Here is a 23,236-nt window from a genome sequence, read left to right as displayed (position 1 = left end):
CGCCGTCATGGGTCTGAAGCAGACCACGACCGGTGAGACGCTGTGCGACGAGAAGAACCCGGTGATCCTGGAGTCCATGGACTTCCCGGCGCCCGCGGGCCGGCAGGGTGTCGGCGCGGGCGTCGGCGGTGCCCGTGGCCAGGTCGGTGCGGGATCCGGGCCCCGGGCCGCGCTGCCCGGCCGGGACGACGCGGCCGCGCGGCAGGGCGGCGGGCTCCAGGGCGGACCGCAGGGCGGTCAGTCCGGCCGCCACGGCCAGGCGGGGCCCTCGGGCCGTCCGCAGCAGCCGCAGCAGCAGCAGCCGCAGGACCCGCAGCGTCAGGGCGCCGGCGCCTTCGGCGGCCCGGGCGCCGGCCGGGGCACGCGGGACAACGCCATCCCGACGCGCTCGGACGTGTGGCAGAACGGCCCCGCCGAGCAGGGAGGCCGGCCGGGCAAGCAGCCGCTGCCGCCCTCCGGTGGTCCGCGCGCCGAACTCCCCGGCGGTGCCCCGCAGCAGCCGCAGCAGCAGGCGGTACCGCCCCAGCAGCCGCAGCAATCCCAGCAGCCCTCGCAGCCGCAGCGCCCCCAGCGCCCCCAGGCCACCAGCTGGGGCGCGGACGTGCCGCGCGGCCACGAGGAGCCGGAGGCCACCGGGCAGTACACCCGCCCGTCGGCCGACCGGCAGGGCCTCCAGGACCCCGCGTCCACAGCCCAGTTCGCCCGCCCGGACTACAACGCCGGGCGCCCGCAGAACGAGGCGCTGCCTCCCGCGACCAACGCCGGGGACGGCCGTACGCCGCTGTATGACACTCTGGAGACCAACTGGTTCCACCAGAACGGTCAGTCCCAGCAGCCGCAGCAGCAGGCGCAGCCCCAGCGGGGCGGCGCCGGCGAGTACCCCGTCCACGACCAGACCGTGCCGACCCCGGCCGTACCGCAGCAGCCCGCGCAGCCCTCACGGCCCGCGCAGCAGCGACCCGCATCGTCGCCGCCGCCCCGCCGTGACGGCCAGAGCACGGGTCAGAGCGCCGGTCAGGGCACCGACCCGGCCTCCACGACCGGGTCGTGGCGCACCTCCCCCAACGACGAGCTGGTGCGCCAGGCCGAGCGGGTCCGCAAGCCCGCCGCGGGCGGCGTCACCACCTCCGGCCTCCCCCGCCGGGTCCCGCGTGCCAATCTGGTGCCGGGAACCGCGCAGGAGTCCACCCACCAGTCCGGTCCGCAGGTCTCGCGTGCGCCTGATGACGTACGCGGCCGCCTGACCAACCTCCGCCGCGGCATCCAGCAGGGGCGTCAGGCAGGCAGCTCCACCACGGGCAGTTTCCAACTCGGCCCCACACACCAGCAGGAGCGTTAGTTGAGACCGATGAGCCAAGCGGCCCAGAACCTGAATTGGCTGATCACCAACTTCGTGGACAACACCCCAGGGGTGTCCCACACAGTGGTGGTCTCAGCCGACGGACTCCTGCTGGCCATGTCCGAAGGGTTCCCCCGCGACCGCGCCGACCAGCTCGCGGCCGTGGCGTCCGGACTGACCTCGCTGACCGCGGGGGCGTCCCGGATCTTCGAGGGCGGCACCGTCGCCCAGACCGTGGTGGAGATGGAGCGCGGCTTCCTCTTCCTCATGTCCATCTCGGACGGCTCCTCCCTGGCCGTGCTCGCGCACCCGGATGCCGACATCGGCCTCGTGGGATACGAGATGGCTCTGCTCGTCGACCGCGCGGGCAGCGTCCTCACCCCTGACCTGCGCGCGGAACTGCAGGGCAGCCTGCTCCACTGAGGCGGTACGCCCCAATCCGTACCGTCCCCCCTCATGCCCTTGTTCACCGTCGGCCGCCCCCTCCGGCCCCCCACCGGCCCAGTCAGACGACAGGCAGACCACCTGCTGTCACTGGAGGATCAATGACACCGCCCCCCGCCTCTCACGATCCGTACGGCGTCCCCACGGACGCCGGCTACGGCGTTGAAGGCGACCAGCCGCTGGTCCGGCCCTATGCCATGACCGGCGGCCGGACCAGGCCGCGCTACCAGCTCGCCATAGAAGCGCTGGTCAGCACCACGGCCGACCCGGCCCACCTGGGAAGCCTGCTTCCCGAGCACCAGCGGATCTGCCACCTGTGCCGTGAGGTGAAGTCGGTGGCGGAGGTGTCGGCACTGCTGTCGATGCCGCTGGGCGTCGCCCGGATCCTCGTCGCCGACCTGGCGGAGGCGGGCATGGTGGCGATCCACCAGCCGGGCAATGGAGAAGCCGGCGGCACGCCGGATGTGACACTGCTCGAAAGGGTGCTCAGTGGACTTCGCAAGCTCTAGCGGCGGTTCGGGAGGCGGTCGCTCCACCACCAGCGCGAAGATCGTGGTGGCGGGTGGATTCGGCGTGGGCAAGACCACGTTCGTCGGCGCCGTCTCGGAGATCGACCCGCTGCGTACCGAGGCCGTCATGACGTCCGCGTCCGCGGGCATCGACGACCTCACCCACACCGGCGACAAGAAGACCACCACGGTCGCCATGGACTTCGGCCGCATCACCCTGGACCAGGACCTGATCCTGTACCTGTTCGGTACACCGGGCCAGGACCGCTTCTGGTTCATGTGGGACGACCTGGTCCGCGGCGCCATCGGCGCGGTCGTCCTGGTCGACACGAGAAGGCTGGCCGACTGCTTCCCGGCCGTGGACTACTTCGAGAACAGCGGCCTGCCGTTCGTCGTCGCCCTCAACGGTTTCGAGGGCCACCAGCCGTACACGCCGGACGAGGTCCGCGAGGCGCTCCAGATCGGCCCGGACACCCCGATCATCACCACCGACGCCCGCCACCGCGCCGACGCCAAGAGCGCGCTGATCACGCTCGTGGAACACGCCCTCATGGCCCGCCTCAAGTAGACGTCGCCATACGGCAGTTGTCGTAGCGGGAAACAGGGGCCGAGTGTGTCCTTTGACACGGTCGGCCCCGGTGTTCATAACGTTTCGACAGAGAATTGCGGGGCCTCGGACACGAGACGCATCCGTATGGTGCCACTGTGCTCACATGAGCCCCGCCTTTTGGCGGGGCTCGTTCTTTATGCCCGTTTTATCTGAGGTCTGAACCACTGGTAACGACCCGATCGAGGGGTTTGGAACGCGGCCGCTTTACGTGCTGCAATGCGACGAACTCCCGAGTAGTACGGCCCTGAACAGAAAAACGGCACAACGTAGGTGCCGGCGCCGAGAGGTTGTTGGTCGAGTGAGGCGAAGCACGAAAAGCGCCGCAGAGCAGCAGGCGCGGGGCAACTTCACCCCGCCCGCACGCACAGCGGTGCCGCCTGCCGATACGCCCGGAACACCATCCGCCTCCGGCGGCAGTGGCGGTTCGGGCAGCTCCAGCAAGCTGTCCCCGCGCAACTGGCGCGTGGCGACCCGCCTGAACGCCATCCTCCTCATACCCGTGCTCGTCGGGCTCGTCATGGGCGGCTTCCAGGTGAAGACGGCCATCGACACCTGGCAGGAGGCGCAGGACGCCGAGAAGACGGCGCTCATCGTGCGCGCCGCCTCGGAGTACGGCCAGGCGCTGCTCAACGAGCGTGACCTCACGGCCGTACCGCTGCTCCTCAACAAGCGCGACGACGAGAGGGTCACCCAGGCGTACGAGGCGACCGAGGCCGCCAAGAAGAAGTTCGACGAGGCCGTCAAGGACATGCCCTCGGGGCAGGGCCTGGAGCGTCGGCTGGAACAGTTCCGGGCCGAGGAGCCCAAGCTCGAAGCGCTGCGGGCGAGCGCCTACGCCAAGGCCCAGGACCCGGTGAAGACCGAAGAGAACTACACCGGCGTCCAGCACTACCTGATGGAGTTCTCCAACGAGCTCGGCCTCGGCACCGGCAATGTGACCTCCTACGGCCGTATGGTCTACGCCATTCAGCTCGCCCAGGCCGCGCAGTCGCTTCAGCGTTCGATCGGTACGCACCTCCTGGTCAGGCCGAGCAAGGACGACAAGACGTTCGCCGAGCAGAGCCGCGCGTTCAACTCGTACAACTACCTGGAGCAGATCGCCCTCGGCGAGTACAACTCGGGTGGTACCGAGGAGGACGTGGCGAAGCTCAAGGCGGTCATGGAGCGCCGGGCCGTCGAGGGCGACAAGCAGCTCCAGGCCGAGGGCATCACCCTGCCGAAGGATGAGTTCGGTTCGGTCCTCGCGCCGATGGCACGGGAAATCGGCACCGCCGAGGACGCGGACGCGATCAAGGAGCTCCGGGCCCAGGGCATCACCAAGGACACCTGGCTGGGCGCCTCCACCTCCAAGTACGACGGCTACGGCGAGGTCAGCACCGACCTCGTGAACAAGGCCGTGGACGAGGCCGCCGAGATCTCCTCCGACGCCAAGACCGACGCCATCGTCATCGGCGCCATCGTCGTGGTCGCCCTGCTGACCGCTTTCATCCTGGCCGCGATGATGGCCCGGCAGATGAGCACCGCGATGAGCCGGCTGCGCACCGCCGCCTTCGGCATCGCCGAGCAGCGCCTGCCGATGCTGGTCGACCAGCTCTCCCGCACCGACCCGGGCCGTGTCGACACCCGCGTACAGCCCATCCCGATCGACTCCCAGGACGAGATCGGCGAGGTCGCCCGCGCCTTCGACCAGGTGCACCGCGAGGCCGTCCGGCTCGCCGCCGAGCAGGCCCTGCTGCGGGGCAACGTCAACGCGATCTTCACCAACCTGTCGCAGCGCAACCAGTCGCTGATCGAGGGCCAGCTGACCCTGATCACCGAGCTGGAGAACAACGAGGCCGACCCGGACCAGCTGGAGAACCTCTTCCGCCTGGACCACCTGGCCACCCGTATGCGCCGCAACGGCGAGAACCTCCTCATCCTCGCGGGCGAGGAGCCCGGCCGCCGCTGGAACCAGCCGGTCCCGCTGGTGGACGTGCTGCGCGCCGCCTCCTCCGAGGTGGAGCAGTACGAGCGCATCGAGCTGACCGGCGTACCGGAGTCGGAGATCCACGGCCAGGCCGTGACCGACCTCGTGCACCTGCTGGCCGAGCTGCTGGAGAACGCCACCACGTTCTCCTCGCCGCAGACCAAGGTCCGCGTCACCGCGACCCGTCTCCCCGACGGCCGCGTGATGGTCGAGATCCACGACAAGGGCATCGGCCTGACCGCCGAGGACTTCGCCGACATCAACCACAAGCTGGCCAACCCGCCGACCGTGGACGCCGCGATCTCGCAGCGCATGGGCCTGTTCGTGGTCGGCCGCCTGGCCGACCGGCACGGCATCCGCGTCCAGCTGCGCCCCTCGGGCGAGCAGGCGGGTACGACGTCGCTGGTCATGCTCCCGGACGCGATCACCCATGGTGGCGGTGGCGACCCGGCCATGGAGGACGACTTCACCGTCTCCCAGATCATCCCGGAGCAGCAGGCGTTCGAGGCGGCTCCGCTGCGGACGGCCGCGGAGCTGGGCTTCGACGACTCCCGGTACGAGCAGCCGGCGGGCGAGGGCACCACGCTGGACCCCGTGAACCGCTCCCGGATGCGCGAGGAGCGCCGTGCGGCGCTGGGCGCGCAGCTCCAGGGCGGCTCCGAGGCCGAACGGCCCATGTTCCGCGACGAGGTGGCCCAGGAGCAGCAGGCCCCCGCGTACGAGCAGCAGGGCGGCCAGGAGAGTTACGGCTACGAGCAGCAGCAGTACGAGCAGCAGAACACGTACGCCCAGGACGGCTACGAGGGCTATGAGCAGCAGCAGCCCGCGTACGACCAGTACGGCGGCGAGTACGCGACGGGCGAGTACGCTGAACCGTCCTATGCGGAATCCGCGTTTCCGGCTCAGGAGACCCAGCAGCCGCAGTACGACAGCCAGTTCGACGCCCAGTCCCACCAGGGCGAGTGGGCCGATCAGGGCTCCTACGAGGGCGGTTACGAGTCCGGGTACGCGACGGAATCGGAATCTGCGCAGGGCGCTCCCACGAACGGCCGGGAACGCGTAGGCTTCTCCTCGGGCCCCACCCCGAGCACCGGTCACGAGCTGACCGATGCCGGCCTGCCGCGCCGCGGCGGCCAGCAGCAGGCTCCGGCCCCGCAGCAGCAGCAGGTTCCTCAAGCGGAGCAGACGCAGCCGGTCCAGCGGGTCTCGCAGAGCAGCAGCGAGGACAGCGGTTCCGAGGACTGGCGCTCGACCAACGACGAGCGCTGGCAGCGGGCCGAGAAGCTCCGCGAGCCGAAGGCCGGCGGGGTCACCCCGTCCGGACTCCCGCGGCGCGTTCCCAAGGCCAACCTGGTCGAGGGCACGGCGGAGCAGACCCCGCAGGGCGGCCCACAGGTCTCCCGCGCCCCGGAGGACGTGCGTGGCAGGTTGAGCAACCTGCGGCGCGGTGTCCAGCAGGGGCGCAACGCGGGAACGGACACGAACGGATCGGGCCTCGGCCCGGGTAGTACCTACAACCAGGAGCGTTAGTGTGAGCCCGATGAGCCAGGCGGCGCAGAATCTGAACTGGTTGATCACCAACTTCGTGGACAACACCCCCGGGGTGTCCCACACGGTGGTGGTCTCCGCCGACGGACTCCTGCTGGCGATGTCCGAGGGTTTCCCCCGTGACCGTGCCGACCAGCTCGCGGCGGTGGCGTCGGGTCTGACGTCGCTGACGGCTGGGGCGTCCCGGATCTTCGAGGGCGGCGCGGTCAACCAGACGGTGGTGGAGATGGAGCGCGGCTTCCTCTTCATCATGTCGATCTCGGACGGCTCCTCGCTGGCCGTCCTCGCCCACCCGGACGCCGACATCGGTCTGGTCGGCTACGAGATGGCTCTGCTGGTGGACCGCGCGGGCAGTGTCCTTACCCCGGACCTCCGCGCCGAACTCCAGGGAAGTCTTCTCAACTAGCAAACAGACCGTGCGTTTCTCGCCACCGCACCATAGGGTGCGGTGGCGCGGCTCCACAGGGACATGGAACCGGTGAACGGCAGTCGAGGAGGAAAAGTGGCAACACCCCCAGGCGGACACCACCCATATGACGGTGCGCACCAGTCACAGGGTGAGAACGCCCAGAACCGCTTCAACTTCCCCTCGGCACCGAGCGGTCAGGGCGGCATGCAGCAGCCCCAGCCCTACCAGCAGCCGCAGCCGGGTCCCAGTTACGTCCAGCCGCAGGCACCGCGCACCCAGCCGGTGCAGCAGCGGCGGCGTCCGGAGCCCGCGCCCACGTCGGGCCACCACAATCCGCTGGTCCGTCCGTACGCCATGACCGGCGGCCGGACGAGGCCCCGGTACCAGCTCGCCATCGAGGCGCTGGTGTCCACCACGGCCGATCCGTCCCGGCTGCAAGGGCAGTTGCCCGAGCACCAGCGGATCTGCCGGCTGTGCTTCGAGATCAAGTCGGTCGCCGAGATCTCGGCACTCCTCTCCATCCCCCTCGGCGTTGCCCGGATCCTCGTCGCCGACCTGGCGGAGGCCGGACTTGTCGCCATCCACCAGCCCGGCGGCGACGAGTCCGCCGGCGGCCAGCCAGACGTGACACTGCTCGAAAGGGTGCTCAGTGGACTTCGCAAGCTCTAGCGGCGGTGCAGCCCGCTCAACCACCAGCGCGAAGATCGTGGTGGCGGGCGGATTCGGCGTGGGCAAGACCACGTTCGTCGGCGCCGTCTCGGAGATCAACCCGCTGCGTACCGAGGCCGTCATGACGTCTGCGTCCGCGGGCATCGACGACCTCACCCACACCGGCGACAAGACGACCACCACGGTCGCCATGGACTTCGGCCGCATCACCCTGGACCAGGACCTGATCCTGTACCTGTTCGGTACGCCCGGCCAGGACCGCTTCTGGTTCATGTGGGACGACCTGGTCCGCGGCGCCATCGGCGCGGTCGTCCTCGTCGACACCCGCCGCCTGGCCGACTGCTTCCCGGCCGTGGACTACTTCGAGAACAGCGGCCTGCCGTTCGTGATCGCGCTGAACGGCTTCGACGGCCACCAGCCGTACACGCCGGACGAGGTCCGCGAGGCGCTCCAGATCGGCCCGGACACCCCGATCATCACCACCGACGCCCGCCACCGCGCCGACGCCAAGAGCGCCCTCATCACGCTCGTGGAACACGCCCTCATGGCCCGCCTCCGGTAGGCCCCCGGCATCGAGGCCCGCACACCTGACGGTGTGCGGGCCTTTGTCGTGCGGGCCCGCCGCCTGCCGGCCGCCGACCTCCGCGGGGACGGCCCTGCACGGTCCCGACCCCGGTCGTCGCCCGGCTGCGGGCGGTGTGCGTGCGGCCGGGACATGGCGAAGGGCCCCGCACCAGGGTGGTGCGGGGCCCTTCGGGGCGGGTGTCAGCCCTGCCAGCTGTGGGGGGCGCGGAAGCCGGGCTGGCGCTCCAGACGGCGCCAGCCGGCGGTGGAGCGGACGCGGCGGGCCGGGGTGGCCGCGGGGCGTGCGGAGGCACGGGCGAGGAGGACCGCGGTGATCGCGGCGAGCTCCTCGGGGTCGGCGAGGCCCTTTTCGACGCGGAGCAGGTTGGTGTCGGTCACGTGGGCTCCTGTTACTGGGGCGGATTGCCGTGTTTGCGGGACGGCAGGTCGGCGTGCTTCGTGCGGAGCATCGCCAGGGCGGCGATGAGCACGGAGCGGGTCTCGGACGGGTCGATGACGTCGTCGACCAGGCCGCGCTCCGCGGCGTAGTACGGGTGCATCAGCTCGGCCTTGTACTCCTTGACCATGCGGGCACGCATGGCCTCGGGGTCCTCGGCGTCGGCGATCTGGCGGCGGAAGATGACGTTGGCGGCACCCTCGGCACCCATCACGGCGATCTCGTTCGTCGGCCAGGCGTAGGTCAGGTCCGCGCCGATGGACTGGGAGTCCATGACGATGTACGCGCCGCCGTAGGCCTTGCGGAGGATCAGCGAGATACGCGGCACGGTGGCGTTGCAGTAGGCGTACAGCAGCTTCGCGCCGTGGCGGATGATGCCGCCGTGCTCCTGGTCGACGCCCGGGAGGAAGCCGGGCACGTCCAGCAGCGTGACGATCGGGATGTTGAAAGCATCGCACATCTGCACGAAGCGGGCGGCCTTCTCGCTCGCCTCGATGTCCAGCACACCCGCCAGCGTCTGCGGCTGGTTGGCCACGATGCCGACGACCTGGCCGTCCAGGCGGGCCAGGGCGCAGATGATGTTGCGGGCCCAGCGCTCGTGGATCTCCAGGTAGTCGCCGTCGTCGACGAGTTCCTCGATGACCTTGGCCATGTCGTAGGGCCGGTTGCCGTCCGCCGGGACCAGGTCCAGCAGGACGTCCGAGCGGCGGCCGGCCGGGTCGTCACTGGGGTGGGCGGGCGGGTTCTCACGGTTGTTGGAGGGGAGCAGCGACAGGAGGTAGCGGACCTCCGCGATGCAGGTCTCCTCGTCGTCGTACGCGAAGTGCGCCACACCGCTCGTCTCGGCGTGCACGTCCGCGCCACCGAGCCCGTTCTGGGTGATCTCCTCACCGGTGACCGCCTTGACGACGTCCGGACCGGTGATGAACATCTGCGAGGTCTCACGGACCATGAACACGAAGTCCGTCAGGGCCGGGCTGTAGGCCGCGCCACCCGCGCACGGACCGAGCATCACACTGATCTGCGGGATGACACCCGAGGCCCGCGTGTTGCGCTGGAAGATGCCGCCGTAGCCGGCGAGCGCGCTGACGCCCTCCTGGATACGGGCACCGGCGCCGTCGTTCAGCGAAACCAGCGGCGCACCGGCCGCGATGGCCATGTCCATGATCTTGTGGATCTTCGTGGCGTGGGCCTCGCCCAGCGCGCCGCCGAAGATCCGGAAGTCGTGCGCGTAGACGAAGACCGTCCGGCCCTCCACCGTGCCCCAGCCGGTGATGACACCGTCCGTGTACGGCCTCTTGCCCTCCAGGCCGAACCCGGTCGCCCGGTGCCGACGCAGCTGCTCGACCTCCTGGAACGAGCCCGCATCCAGCAGCAACTCGATGCGCTCACGGGCGGTCAGCTTGCCCTTGGCATGCTGCGCCTCCGTCGCCCGGTCACTCGGGCCACGCAGGGCTTCCTCGCGCAGGGCGTGCAGCTCGGCCACACGCCCACGGGCATCGGTCGGCTCGCCCTGGATTTCGTCCACAACGGTCATGCATCGACCCTACGAAGTCGACCAAGAAAAACCGCCGTCGACTCTGTACAGTCTCCCGACCCATCTCCTGTGAACCCTGGACAGAACCGCCCGGCGGGGCAGGCGAAGTGCCAGCACGGGACCCCCAGAAGTTATGGAGTTCCCACAATGGGGTCAGATGCTTACCGTACAGCGGTGTCCCGCGCCCGCCGTGCCGGGCGCGACGCGCAGCCGGAGCGTACGGCCGGTCGCGAGGACCTCGACGGACGGATCGTGGGCGACGACATGGCGCGCCGGGAGGTGCCAGGTGACCTCCAGGGGCCGCCCGGTTCGCGGCGGCTCGCTGACACAGACCGTCACCGTCCGCCCCTGTCTGCGGACGAGGACGCAGCCCGGGGCGGTCGTCGTGAGCGGCCCCACCGTGCCGGGCTGCCAGAAGTTGGCGGCGGTCAGGCCGAGCGACGGCACGGCGACCGCCTGGCGGGCGGCGGTGTTGTCGAGGATCTCCAGCCAGTGGGGGTCGTACGCGCGGGCCGCGACCGTCCGGCGTGAGGCGCCCGGCATCAGCAGGTAGGCGTACGAGGCGTCCACCGGGTCGGTGCCGTGGTCGAGCCAGAGCGTCTGGTACCGGCGGGTGCGGCGCTCGGCGCTGGACGTGGTGTTGATGTCCCGCCAGGCGCCGGTCCGGTCCTCGCGCAGGGCCTTGACGGGTGCGCCACCGGGGAACACCCAGCCGCCGTGCCCCTCCAGGTGTGCCCAGCGCGAGCCGGGCCCGGTCGTGAACCGCGCCTCGCCCGCCTCCCCAAGGTTCCGGTTGTCGACGATCGTCTCGACGGGGACCCCGTCCGTGCAGCCGATTCCCGCGCCGAGGCAGATGATCGTGTCGGCGGCGCAGAACCAGGACTTGCGGGCCTCCAGGGTGGAGCCGAGGCCCTTCAGGTGCTGCCCGACGGCGGCGAACTCGCCGTCCGTCACTCCCCCGACCCATGCCGCGGCCGGCTTCGGTACGCCCCATTCGCCGCCCGCCCGGTCGGGCAGCCGCTTGGTCGACACCGTCGTGCCGGGCAGCCGGTAGAAGTCGACGGTCGGCCAGAACCAGTCCGTGTAGTGGCCGTCGCCCCCCGGGCCCCACCAGTAGAGCATTCCGGCGCCCGTGTGCCAGCCGCGCGGGTTCTCGCCGTTGCCGCACTCGTAGTATGAGATCCGCTCGGACGCCATGGCGATGTTGGCCGCCCATCCCGGCCGGCGGTGCACGGCCCGGTCCATGGCGGCGAACAGTTTGTGGCCGACCGGTTCGGGCGCGGCGGGGACGGGCGAGGCGGCGACCGTGTGGAGCCGGGCGAGGTCGGCGACGCCGAACTGGGGGGCGGTGAGGATCGGCGTGACCGTGTCCCGTTCGATCCAGCCCTTCACGCGCGCGTGCCACCGGTCGCGCTCGGCTGCCGAGGCCCCTCCGGCGAGCAGCGCCATGGCGGCGATGATGCCGTGGCCGTGGAAGTGGTCGCTGCGCATGATCCCCCGCGGGTCGTTGCGCAGGATGCCCCGGCTGATGGCGCGGCCGTTGACGCTGTCCATCATCAGGCCGTTGTGGAGGAGCGGGGCGTAGGCGTGCTCGACGCTGTCGAGGACGATCTGGCGGTTGGGGTCGGTGACGGCCCACGGCGACCCGGCGAGCAGGGCGAACAGCCGCCCCAGCCCGTCGAGCATGACCTGTCCGTACGTGCCGGAGTACGCGACCCAGGTGTGCTGGACGAACGACCCGTCGGCGTAGAGCCCGTCGCCCTTGGTGACGTACGGGAACACCGGCGACAGCGCGTCCCGGGCGAGCGCGAGCTTGGCCGCCGACCTGCCGACGACTCCGCGCAGCGCGACGGAACGGCACAGGTCGACACGGTTGGCTCCGGTGGACGTGCCGCTGTAGTCGCCGAGCATCGTGTCGGGGACGAAGTGGTCGACGGCGGCGCAGGCGGCCTCGACACGGGCGGGGCCGACGGCGTCGTACAGGGTGGCGACGATGTCCATGAGGAGGCGGGGGCTGCCGATCTGCCACTCCCACCAGTTGCCGTAGCGGGTGGTGGAGGGGTTGTAGACCCGCGCCGAGACGTGGTCGAGGCCACGCAGGATGTCGGCGAGGAGGCCGGGGTCGCCGGTGTGGCCGGTGCCCTGCTGGGCGTACGCCTGGGTCATGGTCCACAGCCGGTGGTAGCTCTGGGTGATCCCGGAGGGCGGGGTGAAGGGGTGGCCGGGCCAGAGGGAGGTGTCGGTGGGGGTCATGGAGGCGCGGTAGCGGGCGGCGAGGTCGCCGGTCTCGGCGAGGCGGGAGGCGTACGGCTCGGCGGCCGGGTCGTAGCCGGTGCCGAGCTGGAGCTCGAGCCAGCGCAGTCGTAGCGCCTCGAAGTCATCGGCGGCGGAAGCGTGTGCGGGCAGGGCGAGTCCCAGGGCTGCGGTGGAGGTGGCGGCGAGGAAGAGGCGGCGGGACCAGGCGGGCGTTGCCGATGGAACTGTCATGGAGATCTCCCGGGGCAGGATTGCAGGGGGCATGACACACAAGGGCTCTACCCCAGCTGGACCACCGCCTTGTGGACCGCCCCCAGCGTGCCCGGCGTGACGCGCACTTTCAGCGCCGACCCCGTCGCGATCACCTGTACGGAGGGGTCCTTGGACGTCACGGAGGCAACCGGGCGGTTCCACGTCAGGTCGATGGCGGCGCCGTCCCGCAGCGGACCGGAGACGCACACCGAGGCCGTACCGCCGCTCTCACGGATCATCACGCTCGCGGGCGCGGACGCGGTCACCGCGCCGGCCGAGCCGCCGAACCAGAAGTTGACGCCCGTGAAGCCCAGGGACGGCACGCGCACGCCCTGCTGGTCGGCCGTGTTGGCGAGGACGGTGAGCCAGCCGGTGTCGGCGGCGCGTGCGGACGTCCGCGCGGCGCTCGCGCCCGGCATCAGGACGTACGCGTACGTGGCCCACGTCGGGTCGGTGCCGTGGTCGAACCACAGGGTCAGGTACCGGCGCGTGACCGGGTCGGTCACGGCGCCCCTGTTGATGTCCGACCAGGCACCGGTGCGGGCCTGCCGCGACGCCTTGACGGTGGCCCCGCCGGGGAAGACGTACCCGGCGTGCCCCGCCAGGTGCGCCCAGCTCGCGCCGGTCAGGGTGGCGCTCCAGCCGGGCGCGGCCGGCTGGACCGTACCGTCGACCGTGAAGGCATGGGTGCCGGAGACGCCCAGGTTCCGGTTCTCGACGACCGACTCGACGCCCGTGCCGTCCCGGCCGTGGATGCCGGCACCGAGGCACACCACGGCGTCGTCCAGGAAGAACCAGGACTTCTTGGCCAGCAGTGTGGAGGACAGCCCCTTCAGGTACTGGCCGACCGCCGCGTACGTCCCGTCCGTCGCCCCACCCACCCAGCGCACGTCCGGCCGGGCCACGCCCCACACCCCGCCCTCACCGTCCGCGAGCGCCTTGCGCGAGGCGGTGGTGCCGGGCAGCCGGTAGGGGTCGACGGTCGGCCAGAAGCCGTCGCTGTACTGGCCGTTGGCGAAGTCGGCGCCCCACCAGTAGAGCATTCCGGAGCCGCTGTGCCAGGCACGGAGGTTCTCGCCGTTTCCGTTCTCGTAGTACGTGATCCGGTTCGACGCCATGGACAGGGCGGCCGCCCAGCCCGGACGGCGGTGGACGGCCCGGTCCGTGCCGGGGAAGAGGCGGTGGCCGACCGGTTCGGCACTCGGCGCGGCCGGACCGTCGGCGACGGCCTTGAGACGGGACAGGGCGGCGACCCCCAGAGCCGGGCTGCTGAGAACCGGGCTGTAGTAGTCGCGGGCGATCCAGCCCTTGACCATCCCGTCCCAGCGGGCCTTCTCGGCGGCGGACGCGCTCCGCGCGAGCAGCGCGATGCAGGCGATGATCCCGTGCCCGCGCAGGTGGTCGTCCTGGCGGATCCCGTCCGTGTCCGCCTTCTGCACTCCCCGGCTCACGGCACGCCCGGAAATGCCGTCCATGGCGAGGCCGTTGAAGACGAAGGGGGCGTACGCCTTCTCGACCGAGTCGAGGACGATCTGGCGGCCGGGGTCGGTGACGGCCCAGGACGAACCGGCCAGCAGGGCGAAGAGCAGCGACAGTCCGCCGAGCATCACGGCTCCGTAGGACCCCGCGTACGGCACGTAGAGGTGCTGGATGAAGCTGCCGTCGGCGTAGAGCCCGTCGCCGGAGGTGACGTACGGGAAGACGGGCGAGAGCGCGTCCCGCGCGAGTTCCAGCTTGGCCGGGCTCTTGCCGATGACGCCGCGCAGCGCGAGGACACGGCAGAGGTCGACGCGGTTGGCGCCGGTGGAGATGCCGGTGTAGTTCGCGACCGCACTGTCCGGGACGAAGTGGTCGACGGCGGCGCAGTGTTCGGCGATGCGGGCGGCGCCGAGGTGGTCGTACAGCAGGACGTCGACGTCGAGGAGGGCCTGCGGGATGCCGATCTGCCAGTTGTACCAGTTGCCGTAGCGGGCCCGGGAGGCGTTGTACGCCTGGTCGTGGAGGTGGTCGAGGCCGGTGAGGATCTCGGCGCGCAGCGCGGTGTTGCCGGTGAGGCCGGTGCCGGGCTGGGCGTACGCCTCGGCCATCGTGCGGAGCCGGTGGTAGCTGGTGCCGAGATGGCCGGAGTACGTGTACGACTCGGCGTCCGTGTCCGGTTCGGGGTCGGCGTAGGGGAGGTCGGGCCACAGGGAGCCGGGCGCCGGGGCCATGGTGGCGCGCAGGTCGGCGGCCGTGGCGCCGAGGGCGGCGAGCTTGGTGGCGTACGGCTCGGCGGTGGGGGTGAAGCCGGTGCCGATGACGAGGTCGCGCCAGGTGAGGCGGAGGGTGTCGTAGGAGTCGGCGGCGTGCGCGGGGAAGGCCGACAGGGTGAGGGGGGAGGCCGCTGCGGCGAGCAGGAAGGCGCGGCGGGAGGGGACGGGAGGCATGGCGGAGTGACCTCCGGAGGGGGAAGAGGGCTCGCAAGGGCTCACGAGTGGCTCACGAGGGCTCATCGAGGGCTCACGGTGAGCGGTTTCTCTCACACGAACGCACAAACAGTCAATGAATCGCACATGACGTCCATGAATTGATCGTTCGATCGCGGGAGCCCTCTCCCCCCGGGTGCCTCAGCCGCCGCAGTGGAAGCGGGCGTTGCCCCAGTCGGCGTGGTCGTTGCCGTTGCCGTCACCGCCGTCGCCGACGACCAGGTCGACGTACGACGCGCCCGTCACGTCCGCGTTCAGCGGCCAGGCGGCGTCGCTCGCCTTCAGGACCGGGGACTTCGCTTTCTCGGCCCCGTCCGCCGTGACGGCGAACTCCACGGTCCCGCGTGTGGCCTGGGCGTCGTCCACGCCCACCTCGGCGGTGAAGGAGGTGCACCGGCCGCCCAGGTAGTAGCGCACGGTCGCCGGGGCGTGGGTGCCCAGGCCCTTGGCGTACGCCACTCCCCCGATCCGCAGCGGGGTGCCGTCGCCCGCCGCCGTACCGCCGTTGGACATGTCCCGCTCGACCGGCCCCCAGCCGCTGTGGGCCGACGCCCAGTCCAGGTCGCTCGCCCAGGCGTCGGCGGCAGGCGGGGGCGGCAGGGTGCGCACCGAGGTGGCGGCGGTGAGCGTCCGGGGACCGCCGCCGCCGACCGTGTACGAGGCCGACGCCCCGAGCTCGTACGTCCGGTGGGCGGCGTCCGCCGGCGGTGTCACCCGCCAGGTCGCGGTCGTCCGGCCGCCGGGCGCCACCGTGCCGGGCGTGAGTGGACCGGACGGCTCGGCGGTCCAGCCCTCCGGGAGGGTGAGCGTGACGGAAGGGCTCACGGTGGCCGTCTCGTCGTTGGTGAAGGTCGCCGTGACGTCGTTGGCCCGGCCCGGTTCCAGGGTCTCGCCGGCGGCGAGGGCGAGCGTGCCACAGGCCGGGCGCCCGGTGGCCGGGCCGAGGTCGGTGACGGTGAACCGGTCGAGCACGAAGTCGGCGCCGTCCGGGGCGTCGGCGCGCTTGCGCAGCCCGGTCCAGGTGTCGCCGCACCCGGCCGTGACGGTCTCGCTGAAGTGACCGGTGGTCCGTTGTTGCCCGATGGGGGTGCGGCGGGTCTCGACGGAGTGCGTCCCCCGGTCGTACCCAGTCACCCACTCGTACGCGCCCGCGTGGCTGGACTGGTGGTCGTACTCGACCCGGTAGGTGTGCCCGTCCTTCATCGGGACGGTCCAGGGCGCGGTGCGGTAGACCAGGCCGGTGTTCTCGTCGTGGGCCTTGAGGGACTCGCCGCCCTCCAGTACGTCGTCGATGAGCTTCCCGTTCCAGCCCGCCTGGGTGTACGGGGCGTGCAACTGGCTCACATGGGTGCGCGGGTCGTTGGCGCCGCCCGCGTCGCCCTTCAGGAACGGCCCCCAGCCCTGGTCGACGGCCTCGAAATCCTCGTACACCCCTTCCTTCACCGTGGGCGCGTTCTCGACGAGGCGTACGTCGTCCACACGCACCCTCGCCGCGCTGCCGCCCTCGGCCGTGACCGACAGGGTCGCCTCGCCACTGCCCGGCGCGATGAAGTGGACCTTGGCACGCTGCATGGACGTGCCGTGCCAGTCGGAGGCCGCGATCCGGTTCGGCACCGTGGAGCGCTCCACGTCCACGGCCGCGCCGCCCGCCGCCAGCGTCGTACGCCGGGACGCCCCCGGCTCGACCTCGATCCAGGCGGAGGCGCTGTACCGCTGGCCCGGGGTCAGCCCCGTGATCCGCTGGGCGATCCCGGCGCGGGCCTGCCCGGTGAGCACCGCGCTGTTGCGCCCCTGCTCGTCGGTGTCCCGCGCGACCGTCCCGGTCCTGGTCCAGGCGCCGAGTCGCGCGTCGTTGAAGCCCGGGTCCCTGACCGGTGTGCCCTCGCCCCACGCCGGGGCGACCGGGGCGGGCACCCGGTCCCGATACAGGACGTACGCCTGCCCGGCGGCGGCGGTGAGCGTGATCCGCCCGTCCGTGGCGGGTCGTACCGTTCCGACGCGGACCCGCCCGTTGTCGGTGAGCTTGTGGACGGTGTACGTGCCCCCGGGCACCGCCCAGGTGCTCGTGCCCCCGCCCTTGTTGTAGTGGTACAGCTTGCCGTCCCAGGGCAGCAGGTAGCGGTCCCCGTCCAGGACCTTGCGGCCGTTCTCGTAGAAGGTCCGCCTGCCGCCCTCGACGGTGCCGCGCACCCCGCCGGTGAAGGTGAGGTCGTTGCCGTTCCAGCGGAGGATCTTCTGCCGCTGGAGGTACTTGGCGGGCAGGTTCTTCTGCCAGATGTTGGCGAGGAAGGCGGTGTAGTCGGTCTCGCCGGTCCAGCCCTCGAAGTCCTCCAGGGCGGTCTGGCCGAGGACCGGGTGGTTGTTCCAGACGTCCTTCTCGCCGTTGCGGATGAACCGGATGATCTGCGAGTTGAGGCCCTTGTTCGTCGCGCCGCCGTAGTCGAGGTCGTTGGCCCAGTGCGACCACAGGGAGGCCCTCTCGAACTTGTCGGCCCACTCTGTGCCGACGTTCCAGCCCTGCGCCTGCACGGCCCGGACGGTCTTGTCCGCGATCCAGCCGTGCGTGTAGTAGACGTCGATGTAGAGGAAGCTCAGATTGCGGTCGGTCTCGTCCCTCAACCGCTGGAACCGGCGGGCCAGATCACCGCTGTTGATGTCCCGCCGCTGGTCGATGTAGTAGCTCTGGTTGAGCCAGTTCCAGCCCGGTTTCGTCTTGTCGACGAGGGTTTCGCTGAAGTTGTGGGCCTCCGGGTACGACTCGGTGGCGTTGACGTGGACGCCGAAGGTGGCGCCCCACTTCCTGCCGTCGCGCAGCAGTGCGTTGAGGTCCTTCAGGCCGCCCGCCCGCTTGTTGTAGTTGCCTCCGTAGTCGGGATGGGCGGAGTCATGGCCCTCGGAGCCGTACCCCTTCAGCAGCGCGAGCTGTCCGAGGCCGTCCGTGGACAGCGACACCCGCTTCACGTCGTCGAGCGTGCGGGCGAAGGGGTGGGTGGCCTGGCTGGCGAAGTTGAACGGGATGTGCGTCACGACCCGACCGGGTGTCTGCGCGCTGCCGAGCGCCGTGATCCCGATCGTGCGGAAGGCGATGGCGCCGTCCTGCCAGTCGACCCGCCCGTCCCCGTTGGCGTCGGGCGTGACGACGACCTTGGCCCACGGCAGGCTGCCGCCGCTCTCGGGCTGCGGCGCGCCCGCGCCCCGGTAGGTCCACTGCCCGGACCACACGCCGACGCGTACGCTGCCGTCCGCCGCCTTGCGGGCCTGGTGCCAGAAGCGGGCGTCGTCGCCGTTCGTGGGCCCGGCGGGCCTGTCGTAGCTGGAGTTCGACTCCACGGCGGCGGCGAGCGCGCCGGTGTTGAGGATCGCGTACGAAGCACCCACCGGCGCCGGATCGGCCGCCGTCCCCTCCGTCACCGTGCCGAAGACGTCGGCGGTACGCGTCGAGTCGGGGTCGAGCCGGGTGAACGCGGTGGCGGCACCGGGCTCGGTGGAACCGACCGACACCAGGTCGTGCCCGGGTATGTCGATGGTCCCGACCCGGAAGGCCTCGGTGTCGCGGACGGCCGTGACCCTGAAGGTGGTGGTCCGCCCGGAGACGGTGAGCGTGGCGTCGGCCTCGACCCCCGGCAGGCCGGGGAAGGCGAGCGTGTAGCGGGCGCTCGTGGCGGTGACGACCGGCTCGGCCGTGAGCCGGACCGCGTACGCCGTGCCGTTGAGGGTGACGGCGGTGACCGGACTCGTACTGCCGAGGAGCCGCGCCCCGGTCGCGCGGTCGGTGTACGACACGACGCGCGGGAAGTCCCGGGCGACGGCGACGGACAACTGGGGCGAGCCGATGAGCAGCGTCTCGGGGGAGACGGGTGGCGGTGGTCCGGCGGTGGCCGGTGCCGGCAGGGCGAACACGGCGGACGAGGCGGCGGCGAGCGCGCACACCGCAGGCCGGAAGCGGAATCGTGGCGACATGACCACTGGCGTAACGGTCACCTCACAACACCGTCAACGAAACGGACCCGGTGCGGCGACGCCAGTCCAACAACGCCCTCCGGTTAATCCAAGTCCGGTTAGCCACCGCCAAGTTGTGAAGGATCCAAAAATCTGAGAGCGCTCTCAGCCACAACTCTTGACGCCCGTTCCGGGCAGCGCGAGAGTGACGGCAGCCATCCCCCACCGCTCCTCTCCCCCACACCAGGAGTGCACCCATGTCCTCACGCATGTCCTCACGCATGCCCCGCCGCGCCTTCCTCGCCGCGACGGCGGCGGTCGCGGCGGCGACCGTCCTCGGCAGCCGTGCGTCCGGCGCGTCCGCCGCGCCCGCGACCTGCGAACTGGCCCTGGAGAACCGGTCCCTGCCCGGCACCGTCCACGCGTACGTCACCGGCCACGAGCAGGGCACCGGCCGCTGGGTGCTGCTGCGCCCGGGCGGCGGCGTCTACCGCCCCGAGTCCCCCGCCTCCCCGCTGACCCCGCTCCCCGTCGACTGCGCGATACCGTTGCGCCCGGCAGGCAGCGGCCCGGTCGTTCTGACGCTCCCCCAGATGTACGGCGCCCGCGTGTACTTCGTCCGGGACAACAAGCTCGACTTCTTCCTCAACCCCGGCCCCGCCCTTGTCGAGCCCGCCTTCGCCACGCCCGCCGACCCCAACTACGGCCGCGTCTGGTCGTTCGCCGAATTCACCTTCAACCCGCAGCAGTTGTACGCCAACATCAGCTACGTCGACCTGGTCACCGCCCTCCCCATCGGCCTGACACTCACCGGGGACGCCACCCACACCGTCGCCCCGCTGCCAGCCGGCGCCCTCCAGCGGATCGCGGACGGGCTCGTCGCCCAGGCGGCCCGGGACGGCCGGCCGTGGGACAAGCTCGTCATCCGCGCCTCGAACGGCTCGGTCCTCCGGGTGATCTCGCCGCAGAACCTCATGGCGCCGTACTTCGACCGCCCCGACCAGATGCCGTTCCGCGACGCCTTCACCGGCTACATCGACCGCGTCTGGCAGAAGTACCGCACCACTGATCTCCGCATCGACCTCCAGGGCGGGCGCGGCGTGCGGGTGGGCCGGGTGAACGGGGACGTCCTGACGTTCACCGGCGGCCACAGCTTCACCCGGCCCACCTCCCGGGACGTCTTCACCTGCAACCACGGCCCGTTCACCAACAACCCGGGGTTCAACCGTACGACCCTGCTCACCCACCCCGACCAGCCCAACGGCCCGGCACCGTCGGACTACTACCGGGACCCGTCGACCAACCACTACGCGCGCGTGGTCCACGCGAACACGCCGATCGGGTACGCATTCCCGTACGACGACGTCCGGACGGACGGCCGACCGGACGTGTCGGGCGCCGCACACGACGGCAACCCGCGCCGCTTCACGGTGTCGGTCGGGTCGTGACCCGGCCGACCGGGGTGGGTCGTGACCCGGTCGGGTCGTGACCCGGTCGGGTCGTGACCCGGTTCTCAGCCGATGGTGACGACACGCGCCCAGGGCGGCGGGGCGTCCGGGACGTAGTCGGGGTCGCTCTCGTTGACGCCGGCGGCCGGGCGGGGGAAGAGACCGACGACAGTGCGGCAGGGCGGTTGCGCGGAGGGCCACGGCGTCTGACCGTCCGTCAGGGCGACGATCACATCCGGGCGTGGCCGGGAGCGGAGCGCCCGGGCGAAACCCGAGCGCAGGTCCGTTCCCCCGCCGCCGACCAGCTCGATGTTCTCGGCGCGGCAGATCGGGACGGCGACCCCGGCCGCCGCGTCGCAGGAGATCACCGAGACCAGGTCGCGCCGCCCGCCCACCGCCCGTGAGATCGCCGCCACCTCCAGCAGCGCGCTGCCCAGCTCGGCGTCGCTCACCGACCCGGAGGTGTCGATCACGATGCAGACCCGGGGCGGCGTACGGCGCAGGCTCGGCAGCACCACCCCCGGCACACTGGCCGAGCGCCGGGACGGACGCCGGTAGCTGTGGTCCTCGCCCACCCCCGGCGCACCGGCCGCCGAGCGGACCGCCGCCCCCAGCAACTGCCGCCACGGCTGCGGCGGGTGGAACGCCTCGTCCGCCCAGCGGCGCCACCCCTCCGGCGCGTCGCCGGGCCTGCCCTTGATCCCCTCCGCGACCCGGAAGCGGACCGCGTCCCGCTGCTGGCGGCTCAGCCCGTGCGCCCCGTCGGGCCCGAGCTCCCACGGCCGCTCCTGCCCGTCGGCGCCACTGCCGCAGTCCAGCCAGGCCAGGTCCGCGGCGAGCCCGGACATCGATGCCCTCCGCAGGTACTCCTCCATCAGCAGGCCGTCGGGCAGCCGCAGCAGTGACGGCAGCACCGCCCCCTTGGGCAGGGGCAGACCGTCACCGTAGATGTCGTCGTTGATCTCGAAGTCGGCGGCGATGTTCCGCCGCAGTCTCTCCCCCGGCCCGTACGCCTCGTGCTCCCGTGCGTACCGCTCGCCCCGCCCGTGGTGGTCCCGGAGCAGGTGGGAGACCTCGTGCACCCAGACGCCCGCCAGCTCCTCCACCGGCATGCGCGCGACGAAGCCGGGCGAGACGTAGCAGCGCCAGTACGCGTCCACCGCCATCGTCGGCACCGACCGGTCCTCCACCACGTGCAGCGCGAACAGCGCGTCGGCCAGGTAGGGCCGGACCTTCACCGCGTGCAGCCGGGCGGCCATCAACTTCTCCATGTCCAGCGGGAGTCCGGGCGGGTCGGCCGGCCGACGGGTGCCGGCCGGCCCGCCCGTGCCGACCGGCGGCTCCGGCACAGTGGCCCGCACCGGGCGCGGTGGCGCGGGCGGGGCCATCGGACGCGGCAGCGGGCGCGGCCCGGGGTGCCGCTGGGCCCTCGTCATCGGCGCGCCCCCGTCGTCCGACCGGCGCCGGCCGCCGCCGCGACCCGTCCCACCGACCGGTCCGCGCGCCGGACGAGGCCGATCACCCCGGCCAGCCGCTCCACCGCCTCCGGCACCTCCCAGTCGTCGCGCCGCAGCCCGGCCAGTGCCGTCGCGGGCGCGACCAGCAAGTCGGGGGCGCCGGTCTCCAGCGCCCGGACCAGCACCGCCCAGCCCGCCTCCCAGCGCTCCCGCTCGGGCCGTGCCCCGACGGCGGCGACCACCGCCTCCAGGGCCGCCTGCCGCAGGTCGCCCCGCTCCGGCAGCTCGGCGGAGGCCGGGTCGGCCAGCAGCGACTCCGGGTCCGGCAGGTCCATCCGGTCCAGGTGGGCGAGGAGTTCCAGCCCCGGCCCGTCGCCCACCGCGCCCCGCACCAGCAGGGCCAGCACGTCCCGGGAGACGGAGGCCGCCGTGCCGAAGGCCAGCAGGGTCAACGCGGCCTCCCAGCTCCGGGGCGAGGGCCAGGCGCCACCGCGCCGCGTCTCGCTGCTCGGCAGCCGGTGGATCAGCGTCGGCCGGGCCCTCAGGAAACCGCAGACCGCCCGCCGGGCGAGGGCGACCGCCTCCGGGAGCCGCTCCGCCTCCAGCCGGGGCAGCTGCGCCCGGGGCCAGACCCCGCCCAGCCCGCGCACCACCACCTCCCGGTCGTGCACCCAGTGCAGGTGCACGAAACGGTTGGCCAGCGGCGGGCTCAGCTCCCACCCGTCCGCCGCCGACGCGCGCGGATTGGCGGCGGCCACGATCCGTACGCCCGGCGGCAGTTGCAGTGCACCGACCCTCCGCTCCAGGACGACCCGGAGCAGGGCGGCCTGGACGGCCGGGGTGGCGGTGGACAGTTCGTCCAGGAAGAGCAGCCCGCGCCCGGCCCGCACGAGCTCCACGGCCCACTGCGGCGGCGCCATCGGCACCCCCTGCACGGCGGGATCGTCGCCCACGATGGGCAGCCCGGAGAAGTCGGACGGCTCGTGGACGCTGGCGATCACGGTCGTCAGCGGCAGGTCGAGGGAGGTGGCGAGCTGGGTCAGGGCCGCGGTCTTGCCGATGCCCGGCTCGCCCCAGAGCAGTACGGGCAGGTCGGCCGCGACGGCGAGAGTGAGCGCTTCGAGCTGCTCGTCGGGGCGCGGCTCGGTGGTGGTCGTGCGAAGGAGGGTGAGGAGGTCGTCGGCGAGGGCGAGCTGGGTGTGGGAAGTCATGGGCATCACCTGGGTGTGTGGGTAGGCGGTGGGGGACGGCTCGTCCCCGAGGTCATGGAGTGCGCGGCGCTCGGCGCGGCGCCGGGTGGTTGGTGGGGCGAGGCCCCTCCGGGCTCGCCTCCTCGCGGTCGGCGGGGTGCCCGAACGGTTTGGTGG

General features: G+C 71.9%; 15 protein-coding genes and 1 pseudogene. 9 read left to right on the top strand and 7 right to left on the bottom strand.

Going from position 1 to position 23,236, the window contains the following annotated elements; translation table 11 throughout:
* The 8 genes and pseudogenes from ABT360_RS17885 to ABT360_RS17850 form a co-directional block, all read left to right on the top strand.
* Positions 1 to 1,339: pseudogene (locus ABT360_RS17885) on the top strand (hypothetical protein); the annotation flags it as partial.
* A gap of 9 nt (positions 1,340 to 1,348) precedes the next feature.
* Positions 1,349 to 1,762, top strand: a complete 414-nt coding sequence (locus ABT360_RS17880; protein WP_351816703.1) for a roadblock/LC7 domain-containing protein — start codon at positions 1,349 to 1,351, stop codon at positions 1,760 to 1,762.
* A 122-nt stretch (positions 1,763 to 1,884) separates the two neighbouring features.
* On the top strand, positions 1,885 to 2,292 hold the full coding sequence (locus tag ABT360_RS17875) for a DUF742 domain-containing protein (protein WP_064070345.1): 408 nt from the start codon (positions 1,885 to 1,887) through the stop codon (positions 2,290 to 2,292).
* Positions 2,273 to 2,860 carry a GTP-binding protein gene (locus tag ABT360_RS17870; RefSeq protein WP_351816700.1) on the top strand — a complete coding sequence of 196 codons (588 nt, stop codon included), beginning with the start codon at positions 2,273 to 2,275 and terminating at the stop codon, positions 2,858 to 2,860. The genes ABT360_RS17875 and ABT360_RS17870 overlap by 20 nt, the downstream gene beginning before the upstream one ends.
* Before the next feature lie 340 nt (positions 2,861 to 3,200).
* On the top strand, positions 3,201 to 6,398 hold the full coding sequence (locus tag ABT360_RS17865) for a sensor histidine kinase (RefSeq protein WP_351816697.1): 3,198 nt from the start codon (positions 3,201 to 3,203) through the stop codon (positions 6,396 to 6,398).
* A gap of 10 nt (positions 6,399 to 6,408) precedes the next feature.
* Positions 6,409 to 6,822 (top strand): roadblock/LC7 domain-containing protein, encoded by a 414-nt coding sequence (locus tag ABT360_RS17860; RefSeq protein ID WP_006127847.1) that lies wholly within the window; start codon positions 6,409 to 6,411, stop codon positions 6,820 to 6,822.
* Positions 6,823 to 6,918: 96 nt separating this feature from the next.
* On the top strand, positions 6,919 to 7,494 hold the full coding sequence (locus tag ABT360_RS17855; protein ID WP_351816694.1) for a DUF742 domain-containing protein: 576 nt from the start codon (positions 6,919 to 6,921) through the stop codon (positions 7,492 to 7,494).
* On the top strand, positions 7,475 to 8,056 hold the full coding sequence (locus tag ABT360_RS17850; protein ID WP_069978110.1) for a GTP-binding protein: 582 nt from the start codon (positions 7,475 to 7,477) through the stop codon (positions 8,054 to 8,056). Before ABT360_RS17855 ends, ABT360_RS17850 begins: the two co-directional genes overlap by 20 nt.
* Positions 8,057 to 8,259: 203 nt before the next feature.
* Here the strand turns inward: ABT360_RS17850 and ABT360_RS17845 are convergent, their stop codons facing one another.
* From ABT360_RS17845 to ABT360_RS17825, 5 genes are all read right to left on the bottom strand, one after another.
* Positions 8,260 to 8,457, bottom strand: a complete 198-nt coding sequence (locus ABT360_RS17845; RefSeq protein ID WP_351816690.1) for an acyl-CoA carboxylase subunit epsilon — start codon at positions 8,455 to 8,457, stop codon at positions 8,260 to 8,262.
* 11 nt (positions 8,458 to 8,468) lie between these two features.
* Positions 8,469 to 10,052: an acyl-CoA carboxylase subunit beta gene (locus tag ABT360_RS17840; protein ID WP_351816687.1), complete on the bottom strand. Its 1,584-nt coding sequence runs from the start codon at positions 10,050 to 10,052 to the stop codon at positions 8,469 to 8,471.
* Between the two features lie 153 nt (positions 10,053 to 10,205).
* Positions 10,206 to 12,539, bottom strand: a complete 2,334-nt coding sequence (locus ABT360_RS17835) for a polysaccharide lyase 8 family protein (protein WP_351816684.1) — start codon at positions 12,537 to 12,539, stop codon at positions 10,206 to 10,208.
* A gap of 47 nt (positions 12,540 to 12,586) precedes the next feature.
* Complete coding sequence (locus ABT360_RS17830; RefSeq protein WP_351816681.1) at positions 12,587 to 14,986, bottom strand: polysaccharide lyase 8 family protein; 2,400 nt, start codon at positions 14,984 to 14,986, stop codon at positions 12,587 to 12,589.
* 180 nt (positions 14,987 to 15,166) lie between these two features.
* The gene (locus tag ABT360_RS17825) at positions 15,167 to 18,985 is read right to left on the bottom strand and encodes an endo-alpha-N-acetylgalactosaminidase family protein (RefSeq protein ID WP_351816678.1); all 3,819 of its coding nucleotides are present in this window, start codon (positions 18,983 to 18,985) and stop codon (positions 15,167 to 15,169) included.
* Positions 18,986 to 19,221: 236 nt separating this feature from the next.
* Between ABT360_RS17825 and ABT360_RS17820 the strand changes: the two genes are divergently transcribed.
* Complete coding sequence (locus ABT360_RS17820; RefSeq protein WP_351816675.1) at positions 19,222 to 20,412, top strand: beta-1,3-glucanase family protein; 1,191 nt, start codon at positions 19,222 to 19,224, stop codon at positions 20,410 to 20,412.
* 65 nt (positions 20,413 to 20,477) lie between these two features.
* Here the strand turns inward: ABT360_RS17820 and ABT360_RS17815 are convergent, their stop codons facing one another.
* Together ABT360_RS17815 and ABT360_RS17810 are read right to left on the bottom strand one after the other, a co-directional pair.
* Positions 20,478 to 21,683, bottom strand: coding sequence for a vWA domain-containing protein (locus ABT360_RS17815; protein WP_351816712.1), 1,206 nt, complete (start codon positions 21,681 to 21,683; stop codon positions 20,478 to 20,480).
* Positions 21,684 to 21,844: 161 nt separating this feature from the next.
* On the bottom strand, positions 21,845 to 23,080 hold the full coding sequence (locus ABT360_RS17810) for an AAA family ATPase (protein WP_351816673.1): 1,236 nt from the start codon (positions 23,078 to 23,080) through the stop codon (positions 21,845 to 21,847).
* Positions 23,081 to 23,236: the final 156 nt, after the last annotated feature.

The sequence above is a fragment of the Streptomyces sp. NPDC000229 genome, assembly GCF_040300825.1.
GTDB lineage: Bacteria > Actinomycetota > Actinomycetes > Streptomycetales > Streptomycetaceae > Streptomyces.
This window is presented reverse-complemented; position numbering and strand designations above follow the sequence as displayed.

What these genes read in the sequence shown, in the direction of transcription:
- ABT360_RS17880 (WP_351816703.1), top strand. Translation starts at nt 1,349, where the DNA reads ATGAGCCAAGCGGCCCAGAACCTGAATTGGCTGATCACCAACTTCGTG.
- ABT360_RS17875 (WP_064070345.1), top strand. Translation starts at nt 1,885, where the DNA reads ATGACACCGCCCCCCGCCTCTCACGATCCGTACGGCGTCCCCACGGAC.
- ABT360_RS17860 (WP_006127847.1), top strand. Translation starts at nt 6,409, where the DNA reads ATGAGCCAGGCGGCGCAGAATCTGAACTGGTTGATCACCAACTTCGTG.
- ABT360_RS17840 (WP_351816687.1), bottom strand. Translation starts at nt 10,052, where the DNA reads ATGACCGTTGTGGACGAAATCCAGGGCGAGCCGACCGATGCCCGTGGG.
- ABT360_RS17835 (WP_351816684.1), bottom strand. Translation starts at nt 12,539, where the DNA reads ATGACAGTTCCATCGGCAACGCCCGCCTGGTCCCGCCGCCTCTTCCTC.
- ABT360_RS17830 (WP_351816681.1), bottom strand. Translation starts at nt 14,986, where the DNA reads ATGCCTCCCGTCCCCTCCCGCCGCGCCTTCCTGCTCGCCGCAGCGGCC.
- ABT360_RS17825 (WP_351816678.1), bottom strand. Translation starts at nt 18,985, where the DNA reads ATGTCGCCACGATTCCGCTTCCGGCCTGCGGTGTGCGCGCTCGCCGCC.
- ABT360_RS17820 (WP_351816675.1), top strand. Translation starts at nt 19,222, where the DNA reads ATGTCCTCACGCATGTCCTCACGCATGCCCCGCCGCGCCTTCCTCGCC.
- ABT360_RS17815 (WP_351816712.1), bottom strand. Translation starts at nt 21,683, where the DNA reads ATGGAGAAGTTGATGGCCGCCCGGCTGCACGCGGTGAAGGTCCGGCCC.
- ABT360_RS17810 (WP_351816673.1), bottom strand. Translation starts at nt 23,080, where the DNA reads ATGACTTCCCACACCCAGCTCGCCCTCGCCGACGACCTCCTCACCCTC.